The following is an 18,016-nucleotide window of genomic DNA, read 5'->3' as shown; positions in this document are numbered from 1 at the left end:
GCCGATTGGCGAACCTATAACAACAAAAAGCCCCATAAAATCCTAAAATGATAGTATGGGGCTTCGATTATAATTATTACTTTATTACAATTCCTTGATCTTTATATTACGGAACCATACATCATCGCCATGATCTTGAAGACCAATATATCCTTTTGAAGGTACTTCGGCCCAATCAGGATTCAATGCAGGGAATTTACTACCTGCAACCATCTCCTTCCATTCTGGAGTCCATAAATGATACTCAACTACGTTCTCACCATTTTGATTATGGATAACGGTACCTTTAAACACGGTAAGTTCCACGGTATTCCATTCACCAGCAGGCTTGGCATTCTGAGGTTTTGCAGGAATCAAATCATATAACGACCCCGCCATGCGATTTCCATCTTTGCCTAATTTAGCATCAGGGTGCCGCTCATTATCCAAAACCTGCATTTCAGGAGCTGTTTTCCAGATATAATCCAACTCTTCTTCCCCTAGGTAGAAGATACCTGAATTTCCTCCTTCAGAAATTTTCCATTCCAAACTAAGTGTAAAGTTTTGGAACTTCTTATCGAAAATAATATCACCTCCATCTTTTGAACCTGCCTCGCCCCGTCCAGAGCCGATCATATGCAACGTGCCATCAACGATTTCCCATCCTTCTGGAAAGTGGTCTTTTTTATAACCGCGCCATCCTTCGGAGGTCTTGCCATCGAAAAGCATAACCCAGCCTTCGGCTTTTTGTGCTTCGGTGAGTCCATTCATAGGGGCCTCTTCAACGGTTTCCTTAACCATTTCAGCTTCGGTTGCCGCTTCTTCTTTTTGTTCTGCTTTTTTCTCCTTGCAACTATTGAGTATTGGGAGCATAATCAATCCGAAAATAAAAACTAAACTTATTTTTCTCATTGGTATCTATTTATTGATTTTAAGAACAGAACCGGCCCATAAAGGCTGGTTCTGTATTTTTAAACTTTGATATATCGCTTTTTACAATTCTATTTTGGCATATCTGGCAATGACCAACCATCCCTATAGGTATGTTTAACCAATTCCTCGGCGTAGGCATTCGCATTCATAGGATCTGTCCAATCTTTGTTAAAGGTTGGGTGACCATCGTGAATTTTGAATCCGTCTTTGATAACGGTCTTGATTTCCTCATTTGAACCGATATTGGTGAATTTCATGTTTTCACCATCCCATTCAAGTGTTTTGTTCAATGCCTGTAAACGCACGGCCAATACTCCCATTACTACCATCTCATTAAAAGGACCTGCCTCAGCAAAGTCGGATGTACATGGTTTTCTGTTTTCGGCACTTTCTTTACAAGCACGTACCCAATCCATTTCATGGGCTCCGGAATTCCAGCTTAAACCTAATTCATCCTCAACCCTACGTTCTGTTTTAGGAGCTGATATTTTTTTACCTGACAACAATTCTGGCTCAACACCATAGCAACCTACGTGAAGAATATCCTTAGTTCCATAGAAGAAGGTTCCACCACCACTTTTATTCGGGTTTTTACCTGATGGCCAATTATCGGGCAACATAGGTTTAATACCACCATCGTACCAGCTTACATCTACTTCTCCCAACTTCATTTTACCTTTTCTGCCCCTTGATGGGAAAGTAAGTTTTACAGCTTGTGACACGGGAGCCGAATCGTTCAATAACAATGAGGAACTCGCTTGCACCTTGGTCGGGTACCCTAATTTCAATCCTTCAAATACAGGATGTAAGATATGGCATGCCATATCTCCTAGCGCACCTGTACCGTAATCCCACCATCCTCTCCAGTTCCATGGATGGTATACTTCATTAAAGGGACGCATTTTTGCAGGACCCGTAAACAAGTCCCAATTCAATGTATCAGGTACCCAATCCCCTTTTTCAGGAGTATTCAGTCCTTGTGGCCAAATAGGCCTATCAGTAAATGATTCAACTTTGGTTACATCCCCAATGGCACCACTCCATAAAATCTCACAAGTTTCGGCAACACCGGCACCTGAGGCACCTTGGTTACCCATTTGGGTAGCTACTTTATGCTTATCGGCCAATTTTGTCAATAATCTGGACTCATAAACGGAATGGGTCAATGGTTTCTGCAAATAAACATGTTTACCCATTGTCATCGCATTAGCAGCTATAACGGCATGCGTATGATCCGCAGTGGCAATTACGACCCCATCTATCTGATCCGCCATTTCATCGAACATCTTACGCCAATCCCAATATTTTTTGGCGTTTGGATATCTATCAAAAGCGCCTTTGGCATATTTCCAATCAACATCACAAAGTCCTACAATATTTTGGCTTTCCAAATTCTTTAAATTGGCTAGTCCCATACCTCCTACACCAATACCTGCAATATTCAATTTATCACTCGGTGCTACATGGCCAAGTCCACTGACAGCATACGACGGTACAATCGTAAACGCAGCTGAGGCAGCCAAGGTTTTGCCGACAAAATCTCGGCGTGATAAAGTGTTCTCTTTCTTCGTCTTACTCATATTGTAATACTTTATAATTGGTTAATTAAACAGTGAATCAATTTATACTAGGAACCATCTAATTAAAGTAGCAAATGAAAATTGCCAAACTACTATCTTGGTATTTCAGATTTCTACTTTAAAAACAAATGGCTTTAAAAATTCATAATCCTAAAATTAAACATTTTTGATAAAAATGAATAGGTAAAAACAGCAGAATAATAATTTAAATTGAACTAAAAATAGATTTTTGCAAATTTCATATAAACAAATGCAAAAAATGTATCATTTGGTTTTAATATTTAAGAGTGAAACACATTACCTTTCGGTATTTTTGATACTTAACAAACTACAAAAGCATCTTCATTATGAAAACATACAAGGTCATAGGACTTATGTCGGGCACTTCTTTGGACGGACTTGACCTCACTTATTGCCATTTCACAAAGACTTTGGATCGTTGGGAGTATAAAATAATGAATAGCAAGAGTGTTTCTTATTCTCCTGAAATGAAGGATAACTTAAAAGATTCGATCCACCTTTCTGCCGATTCCCTCTTGATCTTAAACAATACCTATGGTGAATGGCTTGGTAAAGAAGTAAATACTTTCATTCTAGAAAATGACCTGCAGGTAGATTTCATAGCGAGCCATGGGCATACGACACATCATCAACCAATGAACGGACTCACCTATCAAACAGGGTCTGGCCAGCATCTTGCCAATACTTGCCATCACAAAGTAGTATGTGACTTTAGAACCAATGATGTTGCATTGGGAGGCCAGGGAGCCCCTCTTGTGCCCATAGGTGATCGATTATTGTTCGGGGAATATGATTTCTGTTTGAACCTTGGTGGTATCAGTAATATCTCTTTTGAAAAAAACGGTCAACGCATCGCTTATGATATTGGTTTGGCCAATATGATCCTAAACCATATTACACAAAAAATAGATTTGAATTATGACAAAGGAGGAGCTTTAGCGAAAAGTGGAAAACTCAACGATCAAATGCTTGAGGCATTGAACAACCTGGAATATTACCGATTACCATATCCCAAATCCACAGGATATGAATGGTTTACAGAAGAAGTAGTCCCCATTGTCGAAGCCACTAAGGATAGTATCGAAAATCTTTTGCACACCTCAGTTCATCACCTATGCGAACAGATTGCCATACAGGTCCTAGCGGTTAAGAGTACATCACCGGCCAGCTTATTGGTTACTGGTGGTGGCGCTTTAAACGACTTTCTTGTGTCAACATTAAAGTCAAAATTAGGTGAACAAGTCAACGTTGTGGTACCTTCGAAGGAATTAATAGAGAATAAGGAAGCCTTAGTGTTCGCGTTAATGGGTGTTTTACGCATGGAACGTGAAATCAATGTACTCTGTTCGGTCACTGGGGCCAAAAGGGACTCTTCCTGTGGTGTCCTATATTGGCCAAATTAAACTACGCCCATTATAACAACCCCCTGCGATCCCAATTAAAAAAAAGATCACCTAAAACCAGGATTCTATTCTTAGATAGATTCGCAACTACCTTCAAGAATACCATTGCCGTCAAGAAAGCATCACCGGCCGCCGTATGCCTATCATGTTTTTTTAGATTGAAAAGTGAACATAAACGATCTAAGGAAAAGTGTTCTTCCCTGTCTTTGCAAAAATCTGTTTTCTTAAAAACGATTCCAGTGTCGAGCACTTTATTCTTGAGCTTTGGAAGCCCCATTCTATCTAATGCTATATTGATCATCGCAATATCAAAAGCTGCATGATGAGCCACCAAAACAGCATTTTCAATATAACCCAAAAAGATTTTTATCGCCTCTTGTTCGTTTAATTTCGGAACATTGCCCTCTTTTAAGATTCCATGAATACCCACGGTCTCGGGATTGAAAATCTCCTGCTTCACATACACTTCCAAAGAATCCCCTACATCTATCTTTAAGTTATTGATAGCAACGGCCCCAATAGACAAAATACGATCTCTTCCAATATCGAGGCCTGTAGTCTCCGTATCGAAGACCACAAAACGAACCTTATCCAAATCCGCTGACGTTTTATCTTTGAAATGACGTGCATAATCCTTCCAAAAAACCGGTGTATCCCTATTAAAAATATTACTGAACATTTACATCATTTGAGCAAGGTTAAAACGTACTTTTATCAATTCCTGAATATCTTTTATAGAACCAAAACATCCTTTCAATTTTAGGCGATTGGCCTTACTGAGCGAATTTAAATCTATAAACCTTCCTGAATCACCCTGCTTAAGTCCCTCAACCGTCCTAAAACGTAATAGGATCTTGAAAGCGTCTATACAAGCGTTATAAACATCCCCATTCTGTGGTTCTAATTCGGCAAGTTTTTTAAACCTCTCAATCGTATTGTTATGATCCTTGATGTTTTTTGAAAGAACCAGGAGCCTAGCCGAATCTACCAAAGGCATCATAGCCCTAGCCTTAATATCGAAAAGATCCTTATGCTCTCCGCTGGACTCTACCAAGAACTGTCTGAAAAAACTTAATGGTGGCGGATTCTTTATGGCATTCAGAGCTAGGAAATTTAAAAATATGGTATACCTATCTATTGAGTTAAAAATGCTTTCCGACATCTGTTCAACTAAAGCCGAATCCCCATAAGCCTTTTCATAATCAAAGAAAATGGTGCAGAGCATTATCTTGTCTTCATCAGGTTTGGTAACCCAATCATTGAATTGATTATTCCATTCGGAGAGCGACAAACACCATTTCGGATTACTCGCCATCATCTGCGCAGGACAAAACTCGAATCCTACGATATTCAATTTTATAGTAACCAGTTGGGCCAATTTTAGAAAATAGGCCTTGGTTTTCGCCTCATCTTCCAAAGCTACATCTGCATATACTAGTGCATTGTCCTGATCGGTCAACAACAATTGCTCGGCCCTACCCTGACTACCCAGTGAAAGCCAAGAAAAAGCTACAGGAGGTTGACCTTGCATTTCATCTATACTTAATGAAATCGCTTTTTGGGTAATGGCCTCATTAATCGCGGATACAATTTTTGAAACGAAGCCTATTGGGATATGCTGATCCAGGTACCGCTTCATCAATCCTTGGGCTTTCATTCGAATATCACGGAGTTTTTCAGCAGTTTCGGCGCGTTTTACCTCCTTGATCAAGAAAGAAGGATTATTACTTTGGGCAACAACGATATCATGTTCAGAAAGCACACCTACCAACTCGGAATGGGGTGTCCCATTTTTTGTGATGCAGAGGTGCGTTATTTTATTGCGCAACATTGTTATTTGGGCCTCAGCTATCGATACATTTTCTGCTATGGTTATAACCGGGAAGCTCATAATACTAGTTACTATATCTGAGATAGCGAATTTACCTGTAGCTATTTTGGTTCGTAGATCCTTATCGGTGATTATCCCTATGGGTCTGTTTTCCTTAGTAATGATTATGGAACCCACTTTTTTTGCGGTCATGGTCAGTGCCGCATTCCCGATCTGGGTATTCGGCGGACAAGTCACTGGTGTTTTTTTGTAGGTAACATTCTGAATAAAAGCCAAGTGGCCAGTTTCCTTATCAAACTCACCTTCGGTGGAATATAATCCTGCTCTATCTTTATCCGAATATCGGTCCAAGGTATTGGAAGCAAAGCTCGCCATGATAAACTTATTCGCTTCAATATTGCTGGTTATGAATTCATCCAACAAGTCCGATGATATGGCATATACGATACACTCTTCAATAGCTTTGGCACTCAATCTATAATTACTCTGGCGAATTAGCGCCCTTAATCCGAATATATCCCCTTCATCACATTCATCAACAAGAACATCCAATCCCCGAAAAATACCCACAGCACCATCTTTTACGACATAGAAAGCATCATGCAAGCTTTCATTTTCCTTGAAAATATAATCCCCAACTTCATAATAACCGACTTTGACCTGCTCGCAAATGGTCATCAACTGGGCATTATCCAAGGTATTGAAAGGAGGAAAGTCCTTTAAAAAATCGTAAATACGTTCTGCAATGGTATTTTTCACATCTTAAAGATAATCAATGAAATTCACTCACAATCAAAGAATTATCATCTTCATTTAAAATTTGAAATAGTGAGATGGCCTTAATAGGTACAAAGCTTTATTAGTTATCCAATAATACGGTAAATAATCAAGTGAAAATATCGGCATTATTTATATATTTTGCTAAATTAATATATTTATGCTAATTTTATATATATGAAAATAAACAGCTGTCCCAATTGCGGATCCGAGAAGTTTGTGAAAAGTGGAATCATTAAAGATAGGCAACGCTACAAATGCAAAGCGTGTAATTATTTCTTCTCGGTCAACAAAATAGGCAAAAGCATAGACCAGTATTATGTAAACAAGGCATTGCAATTATATCTAGAAGGTCTGTCCTATCGAGAAATTGAACGTATTTTAGGTATTTCACATGTAAGTATATTAAACTGGGTTAAGAAATATAACATCAAAAGACCCTATAATCCCGACTACCACCCAACCTATAAAATATTGAATGCAGTTGAACTTTCGCACTATTTTCAGGATACCGACAATCTTTCAGGTGCTGGGGTCGTGGTTACCGAACTGGGCGACAAGTTCATGCTCATTAAATGGGAGCGATTTAGAAATTAGCTATACTTAATTACCATTTATATATATTGTTTTTTATTTAACACTTTCTTTTGAGGAGTTTAGCAAAGCACACAAAACCAATTTGTTACTAACTTAACTCCTAACTTTATGAAGAAACATGCTTTACTCCTGGCAGGGCTATTCTGTACCTTTCAGTTAATGCATTCACAAGGGTCACCCGATTATAATGGTGGCCTTAAAGTGAAACTAGATGAAGAAGGCAATAAATACCTTCGTGTCATTTCATGGGCCCAAGTACAAGGCACATACAACTCCGATGCACCGGACAATACGAGCAGCACGAGTTTCAACCTCAGAAGGGCCCGTGTTCTGATGTTCGCCCAGATCAACAAAAAATTCATGATCCTTACCCATTTCGGGCTTAACAGCCTAAATAGCGGAACTTTGTCACCGACAGGAAAAGGCGAAGGCTCCCAACTGTTCTTCCATGATGTTTGGGCACAATACAATGTTGGTGAGGACCATGTTGTTGGTGGTGGTTTACATTATTTCAATGGGATATCAAGGTTGAACAATCAGAGTACCTTGAACTTTATGACGCTGGACAATAATCGCCAGTCGTGGTCAACCTTAGGCCTTACCGATCAATTTGCCAGGCATATTGGTGTTTTCGCCAAAGGTAAATTCGGCAAGTTACAATACAGGGTCGCCATAAATGATGCGATTACCAACGGTCTCGACACCCGCACGCCCGAAGCAAACGGTGCCGCGGTTTACGCTGGCAAAAGATTACTGGGTTCAAAAGACTCCGGTAAGGCATATGCCGGTTATTTTGATTTTAATTTCTTGGACCAAGAATCGAATTTCCTTCCTTTTAAGGTAGGTTCGTACTTAGGTACCAAAAAGGTATTTAACATTGGAGCCGGATTTTTTCTACATCCTGGCGGATCGGTAATCGCGGATGCCGTTGGAAATCTGGAAAAAGAAGATGTTAGCATATTCGGAATCGATGCCTTTTACGACACCCCATTAGGGGATGACGGTAGCGCACTGACGGCTTACGCCACATACCAGAGCAACGACTATGGCAGGGATTACCTATTTAGCGCTTATGGAACGGGAAGCATGCTGTACTCGCACTTAGGCTACGTTTTTGCCGGTGATAAAACAAAAACCAGATATCAACCTTATGTGTCATTTGCTTCTAACAGCTATGACGCCACTGACGATAACAGAAATGTTTTTGGTATTGGGGCAAACGCCTATTTAAACGGTCATAACTCCAAATTAACACTGGAATACAAAAACCAAAAGTTTGGTGATACTGACACAGGGGCCATTACCCTTCAAGCAATGATTTACCTATAAAAAACCAACAACTATGAGTGAAAAACAAAAAAAGGCCACCGCCTATTGGAAAGAAAACCTAAAGTATCTGATCATACTGCTTTCTATATGGTTCGCGGTATCGTACGGCGCAGGAATACTATTCAGGGAAGCCCTAAATGAGTTTCGTTTAGGCGGATTCAAACTGGGATTCTGGTTTGCACAACAAGGTTCTATCTATGTCTTCGTGATACTGATTTTCGTTTACGTAAGATTGATGAACAAACTAGATAAAAAATACGGTTACGACGAGTAATCCATTCACTAACCAAAAAAATAAAAATTATGAGTGTTCAATTATGGACTTGGATTTTAGTTGGGATTACTTTCGCCCTGTATTTCGGAATTGCCATATGGGCAAGGGCCGGATCTACTAAAGAATTCTATGTGGCCGGTGGTGGGGTTTCCCCATTGGCAAATGGTATGGCTACGGCAGCCGACTGGATGAGTGCCGCATCGTTCATCTCTATGGCCGGTATCATTTCCTTTGCTGGTTATGATGGATCGGTTTACCTAATGGGATGGACCGGAGGATACGTGCTTCTTGCCCTACTCCTTGCACCCTATCTTCGAAAATTCGGAAAATTTACCGTACCTGATTTTATCGGTGATCGATATTATTCCAATACGGCCCGTACAGTAGCTGTTATTTGTGCATTGATCGTTTCGTTTACATACGTTGCCGGTCAGATGCGGGGTGTGGGAATCGTATTTTCACAATTCTTACAGGTCGATATTAATATCGGAGTAATCATAGGTATGGCCGTAGTTCTTGTTTTTGCTTTCTTAGGTGGAATGAAAGGGATTACCTATACTCAGGTAGCACAATACTGCGTGCTGATTTTTGCCTTTATGGTACCGGCATTTTTCATCTCTATGCAAATGACGGGTAACCCAATTCCTCAACTGGGAATGGGTGGCAAGGTCGAAGGAGGTACTTTTCTACTGGATAAGTTGGATACCCTTCATACCCAATTAGGATTTAACGAATACACCAGTGGGACAAAATCAACCTGGGATGTTTTTGCCATTACACTTGCCCTAATGGCAGGTACCGCAGGATTACCACATGTTATCGTACGTTTCTTTACCGTACCTAAAGTTAAAGATGCACGTAAATCTGCCGGATTGGCTTTACTGTTCATCGCCATACTTTATACAACGGCACCGGCCATTGCGGTTTTTGCCAGAACCAACTTGATCGAAACGGTAGATAATAAATCTTATTCAGAAATTCCCCAATGGTTCAAAAATTGGGAAGATACAGGTCTGATCGCTTGGGCTGATAAGAATAATGACGGAAAAATACAATATGTTGCCGGCAGTGCCCTAGAAGGTAAAAAACCTGCCTTCACAGATGCCCGTGGAGCCAATGGCGAACGTCTTATTTCAAATGCCAACAGTTCTTCCAATGAACTTTATGTAGATAGGGACATCATGGTATTGGCCAATCCTGAAATAGCCAATTTACCAAACTGGGTAATAGCCCTAGTGGCCGCAGGTGGCTTGGCCGCAGCTTTATCAACTGCTGCAGGATTACTACTTGTAATATCAACATCGATTTCACATGATTTGATCAAAAAACAGATTAACCCGAACATCTCTGAAAAAGGGGAGTTAATGGCGGCCCGTATCGCAATTTTGGTTGCTATCGTTATCGCAGGTCTTTTCGGTATTTATCCGCCCGGCTTTGTCGCAGCGGTTGTCGCCTTGGCATTTGGTCTCGCGGCAGCCTCATTCTTCCCTGCTATCATCTTAGGGATTTTCGATAAAAGAATGAATAGTAAAGGGGCCATTGCCGGTATGATCGTAGGTATCACATTAATGCTGTTCTATATGATTCGGTACAAAACGGGATTGATCGGTGTCATGGATGCAAGACCCGCAAGTGAATGGTGGTTTGGAACCTCTCCAGAAGGATTTGGAACCATTGCCATGATCATCAATGTAATCGTTTCAGTGGTGGTCTCAAGAATGACCCCTCCACCACCGGAAAATGTACAGGAAATGGTTGAAAGTATTAGAATACCTAGTGGAGCTGGTGATGCAAGTTCCCATTAAAATAGTTAGTTGATTATTATAAAAAGCGGTACTTCATTCTGGAGTACTGCTTTTTTCATATATTTATTATTACAGCCCCATAAAATGAAAAAACGCCACGAACAGAAATTGGTCATTGTATCCATAGCCCTTTTATTGGTATTGAACATTCCTATAGTCTTGGTTTTTAATTTAGACGGCGCCATTTTTGGCATTCCCTTATTCTATTTCTATGTTTTTACGGTCTGGATTCTCTCCATCATCATATCTTATATAGTTCTAAAAAGATATTATGAATAACTATTTCTTGATCATTATCATCTTGTGTTACTTGGCAGTACTTTTCTACATTGCCTTTATTGCTGAAAAGAACGCTAAAAGTAAATGGGTAAACAACCCTTATATCTACACCTTGTCCCTTGCAGTATATTGCTCCGCCTGGACGTACTATGGCAGTATTGGCACGGCGGCAAGTTCTGGCGTAGGCTTTTTACCGATATATCTGGGTCCGGCCATAGCAGTACCTTTATGGATCATCGTACTTCGTAAAATCATTCGGATTTCCAAACAACATAAAGTATCATCCATTGCGGATTTTATTTCTCTTAGATATGCGAACAACCGATTTTTGGGGGCTTTAATAACCGTTTTATGTATTACGGCCACTGTTCCATATATTTCATTGCAATTGAAGGCGGTAGCAGAATCATTTGCAATAATGACGAATGAAACCCATGGCATCACCGCAAGTATTTTTGACGACTCTACCTTTTACATTGCTTTGATATTGGCGATTTTCGCCACATTTTTTGGCACTCAGGCAACAGATGCTTCAGAAAAACATAAGGGAATCGTAACTACGGTGGCTTTTGAATCGCTCTTAAAACTTACTTTCTTTTTAATTATTGGTGCATACGTCACCTATTATCTTTTCGATGGCACACAAGACATATACGACAAGGTTTCAATAACGCCCGATTTCAACAATTTAGTTAAACTTTCAGGCTTGGAAGGAGGTATTGATTGGGGGTTTATGATATTGCTATCCTTTACTGCGATATTTTTATTACCTAGACAATTTCAGGTTTCCGTATTGGAAAACACTAGGGAAAAACACTTAAAAAAAGCCATTTGGTTGTTCCCTCTCTATCTATTGCTCTTTAACGTATTCGTGATCTTTATTGCTTGGGCCGGTAAATTGACTTTGGAAGAAACAGCCAATCCGGAATACTATGCACTATTACTCCCATTGAACAGTAATCATACTTTTTTGGCTTTATTGGTATTTCTCGGGGGGTTATCGGCAGTAATTTCCATGGTTGTGGTATCTACCTTGGCTTTATCAAAAATGATCAGTAACAACCTGATTATCCCATATGGTTTCTTGGAAAAATTTATCAAGGCAAAACCGGAAGAAAATGCCATCTACATCAAAAACATAAGACGCATATCTATTTTTACGGTAATCATACTTGCCTATTTTTTTTACAATAACTTTTCCATAGAACTTTCTTTGTATTCCATCGGGCTGATTTCTTTCGTTATCGTAGCCCAATTAGCGCCTTCTTTTTTCATTGGCCTATATTGGAACCGTGGTTCTTCCTTAGCTTCGATATTGGGTATAATCCTAGGCTTTTTAATTTCTGCATATACGTTGATCCTGCCATTTACGATAGAGGCATTTACGGGTAGTAGTGAATTTACGGAATTTGGGTTATTCGGAATCTCCGCATTAAAGCCCTATGCCCTATTCGGCATTGATTTCCTGAGTCCGCCCGCCCATGCTTTTTTCTGGAGTTTAACGGCCAACATCTTATGTTACCTGATTATTTCATTGGCTTTCAAAGGACATTACAGGGAACGTAATTACGCTGAAATGTTCGTCGATAGCAAGAACTATTCCTCGCTTCAGGATAGCGCCTTGGTTTGGAAAGGGGAAGCCTATGTGGCCGACATAAAAAACGTATTGACCAAATTTTTAGGGGAAGCAAGGACCCAACGTGCCCTACAGATCTTCTTTAGAAAATATGATATCCCTAGCGATACACAAATGGCCGATGCCCGTTTGATCAATTTTTCAGAGAAATTATTGACCGGAAGCATTGGTGGGGCATCTGCAAAAATCTTGATTGCAGGGGTAGTAAAGGAACAAGAGATAAGTCTTCCCGAGGTTTTGAAAATCCTGGAAGAATCCAAAGAAACCATTATCAGTAACAAAGCCTTACAGGATAAATCTTCAGAGCTAACTCTTTTGACCGCAAAACTCAAGGATGCCAATGAGGAACTGATTGTAAAAGACAAACAAAAAGACGAGTTTTTGGATACCGTGGCGCATGAATTGAAAACGCCAATTACAGGAATCAGGGCCGCCTCTGAACTCCTGATGGATGATGACGACGAAATGCCGGTTGAAATGAGACAGACTTTCCTGAAAAATATCGTTGATGATTCCGATCGTTTATCTCGATTGATCAACAATATATTGGATTTTGAAAAACTCTCCACGGGCAGGGAACAATTGAATTTAAAGAAACGCAACATTCAGGATACCCTTAAAAAAGCAATCGGTAATACACAGCATATCGCAGCGAAAAAGGAAATTGAAATAGTAAACAAAAACCGTTTTCATTTTGAACTTCCTTACGATGAGGATCGTATTTTGCAGGTCCTGACCAATTTGCTTTCGAATTCAATCAAATTCTGCGAACCAAAAAAAGGAATAATAACGTTGGACTATAAATTAGGGAATGATTGTATCGAAGTTTTTGTAAAGGACAACGGGAAAGGGATTCCCGATGAGGATATAAACTATATATTCGATAAATTCTATCAATCTAAAAACCAAAATACGATAAAACCCCAAGGTAGTGGATTGGGGCTGGCCATAAGCAAACAAATCATTGAAAAACACCATGGCCGCATTTGGGTAGAAAAAGGAAGTAAAGTTGGAACAACTTTTGGATTTAAGCTACCTTTTAATTAAATTGTAAGCACTATTGGGAATGAAAAGAATATTGATAGTCGATGACGAGCCGAATATTGTGATGACTTTGGAATACGCCTTCAAGAAAAAAGATTTTGAGGTTTATATCGCAAGAGACGGTGGGGAGGCAATGCAAATACTTAAAAACAATATTCCCGATGTGGTATTACTCGATATAATGATGCCCAATGTAGATGGTTACCAAACATTGGATCATATTAAAAAAAGTGAAGCTTTAAAGAACACAAAAGTTGTGTTCCTTACCGCGAAAAATAAAATTTCAGATATTGAAAAAGGATTGAAACTTGGGGCGGATAAGTATTTGACCAAGCCTTTTTCAATTAAAAAGATAGTTTCAGAAATACTAGAACTTCTTAATTAACAATTGGTTTTGTGTGCAAACAACACCTTTGTCTAATTAATGTAAGTTAAAATGAAATTACGTCTTAATCCTTTGACATCGGATATTCTTATCTGTGTCTATGCCGTTGTATCCCTTTATCTACGTTTTAAATTTGAAAGCGAAACGGCAATCAGTCCTATGAACTCCATAGTCATGGGAATTTGTTTCGTGGTTATTCTTTGGGTACTTATTAAACTTAAGGTACTTAACCCCAATTGGTTTGGACTTTTCAATGCTAAAAAAACCAAGTCATGAAGTATCAGGAATTCTACAAAAAAAGTATTGAAAATCCGGAACGGTTTTGGGAAGAACAAGCCCATCAGCTGCAATGGTACCATACCCCCAAAAACATACTTTCCAATGACGACAATGGTTATCCCCAATGGTTCGTCGACGGAAAATTAAACCTCAGCTATTTATGCATAGACAAACATATTGAAGATGGTTTTGGAAGGCAAAATGCCATAATTTATGATTCGCCGGTAACCAACACCAAAGAAATCATCACCTATAATCGCCTGCAAAAAGAAGTTTCCAAACTAGCTGGGGCATTAAAGGATTTAGGACTAAAAAAAGGGGATACCGCCATCATATATATGCCCATGATTCCACAAGCACTATATGCCATGCTTGCCTGTACACGAATAGGTGTCATCCATTCCGTGGTATTTGGAGGCTTTGCCCCAAACGAGTTGGCCATAAGAATAGATGATTGTACGCCCAAGGTTATTATCACGGCATCTAGCGGTATTGAGATAGACCGAATAATACCCTATAAACCTTATGTTGACAAAGCTATTGAATTGGCTTCCCATAAACCCGAAAAGGTAATCCTCTTTCAAAGACATTTGGGTGCCGCTACTCCTGCAAAACCATATGATATAGATTATTTGGAAGCGATTAAGAATGCAAGTCCCGCCGAACCGATTGAGGTGGAATCGAACCATCCTTCCTATATATTATACACATCCGGCACGACAGGGACACCTAAAGGGATAATCCGTGATACGGGTGGCTATGCAACAGCCTTGAAATTCTCAATGAAGTATATCTATGGTGTAGACCCTGGTGATGTTTATTGGGCAGCCAGTGATGTTGGTTGGGTGGTTGGCCACAGCTATATTGTTTACGGCCCATTATTAAATAGAAACACTACAATTCTTTTCGAAGGAAAACCTATAAGAACGCCCGATGCCTCAACTTTTTGGAGGGTGATCAGTGAGCATAAGGTAAAAGTGATGTTTACCGCCCCAACAGCAATAAGAGCAATCAAGAAAGAAGACCCTGAAGGAAAAATGATCAACGATTATGATCTATCTAGCCTTAAATATCAGTTTTTGGCCGGTGAACGTTGTGATGTTTCTACCTTGAAATGGACAGAGGACAAATTAAAGGTCCCGGTAATCGACCATTGGTGGCAGACCGAATCGGGCTGGCCCATGTTGGCAAATATGGTCGGGGTTGAATTGGCTAAGGTAAAACCGGGATCGGCAACCTTTCCGGTATGTGGTTATGATATTCAGATATTGAACGAGGACGGAGAAGTTCTAGGACCAAATTCAGAAGGTTATGTTGTGGTAAAACTGCCACTGCCCCCTGGTAATTTGAGAAACATATGGGGCAATCCCCAAAGATTCCAAGCTGGCTATCTAGAGCGTTTCCCCGGGTATTACTTTTCGGGTGACGGAGGTTATAAGGATGAGGAAGGTTATGTATTCATTACCGGGCGGGTCGATGACGTTATCAACGTTGCGGGACATAGGCTCTCAACCGCCGAAATGGAAGAAATAGTCGCTTCACATTCCCAAGTGGCCGAGTGCGCGGTAATAGGGATCAACGATGACCTTAAAGGTCAAATACCATTGGCCTTGGCAGTTACCAAATCTGGAAACGAAATTGCCGAATCGGTCATCCAAAGTGAAATTATAAAGGAAATCAGAAGTCAAATTGGGCCCGTAGCATCCTTGAAACAGGTTATCCTGGTGAGTAGATTGCCTAAAACACGCTCTGGGAAAATCCTACGTAAATTATTACGAGGAATCGCAGACAATGAGGATTATAGCGTGCCTTCGACGATTGATGACCCCTTAATCATAGATGAAATATCAAAAGCATATAGAACACATAAAATAGAATCCAACTAAAAAACGAATAATAATGAGTAATTATCACATTAAACATCTAGAAGAATATTATCAGGTATATAGAAAATCTGTGCGTAACCCCGAGGGCTTTTGGGAAGAAATCGCAGAAGAACATTTTATTTGGCGAAAGAAATGGGACAATGTTCTAGAGTGGGATTTCTCTAAACCGGAAGTAAAATGGTTCCAAGGCGCACAGCTCAATATTACCGAAAACTGTATAGACCGGCATTTACCTACACGAAGAAACAAAACCGCCATCCTTTTTGAACCTAACGACCCTAAGGAAGAAGCCTTGCATATTACTTACGGACAATTATTTGAGAAGGTTTGCAAAATGGCCAATGTATTGAAGGCCAATGGCGTTAAAAAAGGTGACCGTGTTTGTATATATCTTCCGATGATACCAGAACTGACCTATGCCGTTTTGGCCTGTGCAAGGATCGGGGCAATACACTCGGTGGTATTTGCAGGTTTTTCATCAAATGCACTAGCTACGCGAATCAATGATTCCGATTGTAAAATGGTAATTACATCCGATGGTTCATTTAGAGGAAGTAAATCAATCGACCTAAAAGGAATCGTGGATAAGGCTTTGGAAGATTGTCCCGGTGTTAATACCGTCTTGGTCGCCAAGCGGACCAAAAGTGATATTGAGATGATAGAGGGTAGGGACAAATGGCTAGCGCCCTTAATGGCAGAGGCCTCTGCAGATTGCGATGCTGAAACCATGAATGCCGAAGACCCCCTTTTTATTCTTTATACCTCTGGGTCCACAGGCAAACCCAAGGGTATGGTACATACTTGTGGTGGTTATATGGTTTATACGGCATATACGTTCAAAAACATTTTCCAATATCGTGAAGAGGATGTATACTGGTGTACTGCTGATATTGGTTGGATTACCGGCCATTCCTATATCGTTTATGGTCCATTGGCCAATGGGGCTACTTCGATAATGTTCGAAGGGGTCCCCTCCTATCCCGATTTTGGTCGTTTTTGGGAAGTGGTGGAAAAACATAAAGTAAATCAGTTTTACACCGCACCTACGGCTATTAGGGCCCTGGCCAAAGAAAATTTGGATTATTTGGAGAAATATGATCTTTCCTCATTAAAGGTTTTAGGTTCTGTGGGAGAGCCGATAAATGAAGAAGCTTGGCATTGGTACAACAATAATGTAGGTAAGAAAAAGAGTCCGATCGTAGATACTTGGTGGCAAACCGAGACGGGTGGAATCATGATTTCCCCTATACCTTATGTTACACCGACAACACCAACATTCGCCACATTACCCTTTATAGGAATACAACCGGCCTTAATGGATGAGGAAGGCAAAGAAATTAAAGGTAACCAAGTAGAAGGCCGCCTATGTATTAAATTCCCCTGGCCTTCGATTGCACGAACTATTTGGGGCAATCATGAACGTTATCGGGATACTTACTTTTCGGCTTACAAAGACATGTATTTTACGGGTGATGGCGCCAATAGGGATGCCGTTGGCTATTATAGGATTACAGGTCGGGTAGATGATGTGATCATCGTTTCTGGCCATAATTTAGGTACCGCACCTATTGAAGACGCGATAAACGAGCACCAAGCAGTTGCTGAATCTGCCATTGTAGGGTTCCCACATGATGTTAAAGGAAACGCACTTTATGGTTATGTTATCTTGAAAGAAACAGGGGAAAGTCGTGACAGGGATAACGTTCGTAATGAAATAAACCAACAGATTACCGAACTTATAGGCCCCATTGCCAAATTGGATAAAATTCAATTCGTATCAGGATTGCCCAAAACCCGAAGTGGTAAAATTATGAGAAGAATTTTACGTAAAATCGCGAGTAACGACACTTCCAACCTAGGGGATACCAGTACCCTATTGAATCCTGAAATTGTAAAGGAAATCATGGATAACGTTTTATAAGAATCTGGTAGAAACCAACCTGACCAAACCGTTCTTAGGCCAAACCTTTGAACGGTT

General features: G+C 40.1%; 15 protein-coding genes. 11 read left to right on the top strand and 4 right to left on the bottom strand.

Annotated elements, in window-relative coordinates; translation table 11 throughout:
• Positions 1-84: 84 nt before the first annotated feature.
• Both R3X28_RS14335 and R3X28_RS14330 read right to left on the bottom strand, forming a co-directional pair.
• Positions 85-891: a DUF1080 domain-containing protein gene (locus tag R3X28_RS14335; RefSeq protein ID WP_317665144.1), complete on the bottom strand. Its 807-nt coding sequence runs from the start codon at positions 889-891 to the stop codon at positions 85-87.
• Between the two features lie 89 nt (positions 892-980).
• Positions 981-2,492: a Gfo/Idh/MocA family protein gene (locus R3X28_RS14330; protein ID WP_317665142.1), complete on the bottom strand. Its 1,512-nt coding sequence runs from the start codon at positions 2,490-2,492 to the stop codon at positions 981-983.
• A 347-nt stretch (positions 2,493-2,839) separates the two neighbouring features.
• Here R3X28_RS14330 and R3X28_RS14325 point away from each other — a divergent pair, with 347 nt between their 5' ends.
• On the top strand, positions 2,840-3,916 hold the full coding sequence (locus R3X28_RS14325) for an anhydro-N-acetylmuramic acid kinase (RefSeq protein ID WP_317665140.1): 1,077 nt from the start codon (positions 2,840-2,842) through the stop codon (positions 3,914-3,916).
• Positions 3,917-3,926: 10 nt separating this feature from the next.
• Here the strand turns inward: R3X28_RS14325 and R3X28_RS14320 are convergent, their stop codons facing one another.
• Together R3X28_RS14320 and R3X28_RS14315 are read right to left on the bottom strand one after the other, a co-directional pair.
• Positions 3,927-4,595, bottom strand: a complete 669-nt coding sequence (locus tag R3X28_RS14320) for a 3'-5' exonuclease (RefSeq protein WP_317665138.1) — start codon at positions 4,593-4,595, stop codon at positions 3,927-3,929.
• Positions 4,596-6,506 (bottom strand): DUF294 nucleotidyltransferase-like domain-containing protein, encoded by a 1,911-nt coding sequence (locus R3X28_RS14315; protein ID WP_317665137.1) that lies wholly within the window; start codon positions 6,504-6,506, stop codon positions 4,596-4,598.
• Positions 6,507-6,701: 195 nt separating this feature from the next.
• On the opposite strand from R3X28_RS14315, the gene R3X28_RS14310 reads away from it, so the two are divergent.
• From R3X28_RS14310 to acs, 10 genes are all read left to right on the top strand, one after another.
• The gene (locus R3X28_RS14310) at positions 6,702-7,121 is read left to right on the top strand and encodes a terminase gpP N-terminus-related DNA-binding protein (RefSeq protein WP_154365022.1); all 420 of its coding nucleotides are present in this window, start codon (positions 6,702-6,704) and stop codon (positions 7,119-7,121) included.
• Between the two features lie 108 nt (positions 7,122-7,229).
• A complete protein-coding gene (locus tag R3X28_RS14305; protein ID WP_154365024.1) occupies positions 7,230-8,450 on the top strand; it encodes a hypothetical protein in 1,221 nt (406 codons plus the stop codon).
• A 13-nt stretch (positions 8,451-8,463) separates the two neighbouring features.
• Entirely contained in the window at positions 8,464-8,724 is a 261-nt protein-coding gene (locus R3X28_RS14300) for a DUF4212 domain-containing protein (RefSeq protein ID WP_154365026.1), read from the top strand.
• 29 nt (positions 8,725-8,753) lie between these two features.
• Positions 8,754-10,529: a sodium:solute symporter family protein gene (locus tag R3X28_RS14295; protein ID WP_154365028.1), complete on the top strand. Its 1,776-nt coding sequence runs from the start codon at positions 8,754-8,756 to the stop codon at positions 10,527-10,529.
• Positions 10,530-10,613: 84 nt separating this feature from the next.
• Positions 10,614-10,808: a hypothetical protein gene (locus R3X28_RS14290; RefSeq protein WP_154365031.1), complete on the top strand. Its 195-nt coding sequence runs from the start codon at positions 10,614-10,616 to the stop codon at positions 10,806-10,808.
• On the top strand, positions 10,801-13,491 hold the full coding sequence (locus R3X28_RS14285; protein ID WP_317665135.1) for a sensor histidine kinase: 2,691 nt from the start codon (positions 10,801-10,803) through the stop codon (positions 13,489-13,491). Before R3X28_RS14290 ends, R3X28_RS14285 begins: the two co-directional genes overlap by 8 nt.
• Before the next feature lie 19 nt (positions 13,492-13,510).
• Positions 13,511-13,873, top strand: a complete 363-nt coding sequence (locus tag R3X28_RS14280) for a response regulator transcription factor (RefSeq protein WP_154365035.1) — start codon at positions 13,511-13,513, stop codon at positions 13,871-13,873.
• 51 nt (positions 13,874-13,924) lie between these two features.
• Positions 13,925-14,149 carry a hypothetical protein gene (locus tag R3X28_RS14275; RefSeq protein ID WP_154365037.1) on the top strand — a complete coding sequence of 75 codons (225 nt, stop codon included), beginning with the start codon at positions 13,925-13,927 and terminating at the stop codon, positions 14,147-14,149.
• Positions 14,146-16,038: an acetate--CoA ligase gene (locus R3X28_RS14270; RefSeq protein ID WP_317665133.1), complete on the top strand. Its 1,893-nt coding sequence runs from the start codon at positions 14,146-14,148 to the stop codon at positions 16,036-16,038. Before R3X28_RS14275 ends, R3X28_RS14270 begins: the two co-directional genes overlap by 4 nt.
• Before the next feature lie 13 nt (positions 16,039-16,051).
• Positions 16,052-17,959: an acetate--CoA ligase gene (acs, locus tag R3X28_RS14265; RefSeq protein WP_317665132.1), complete on the top strand. Its 1,908-nt coding sequence runs from the start codon at positions 16,052-16,054 to the stop codon at positions 17,957-17,959.
• The last annotated feature ends 57 nt before the right edge of the window (positions 17,960-18,016 follow it).

It is taken from the genome of Maribacter sp. TH_r10 (assembly GCF_033101095.1).
In the GTDB taxonomy this organism is placed as follows: Bacteria; Bacteroidota; Bacteroidia; order Flavobacteriales; family Flavobacteriaceae; genus Maribacter_A; species Maribacter_A luteus.
This window is presented reverse-complemented; position numbering and strand designations above follow the sequence as displayed.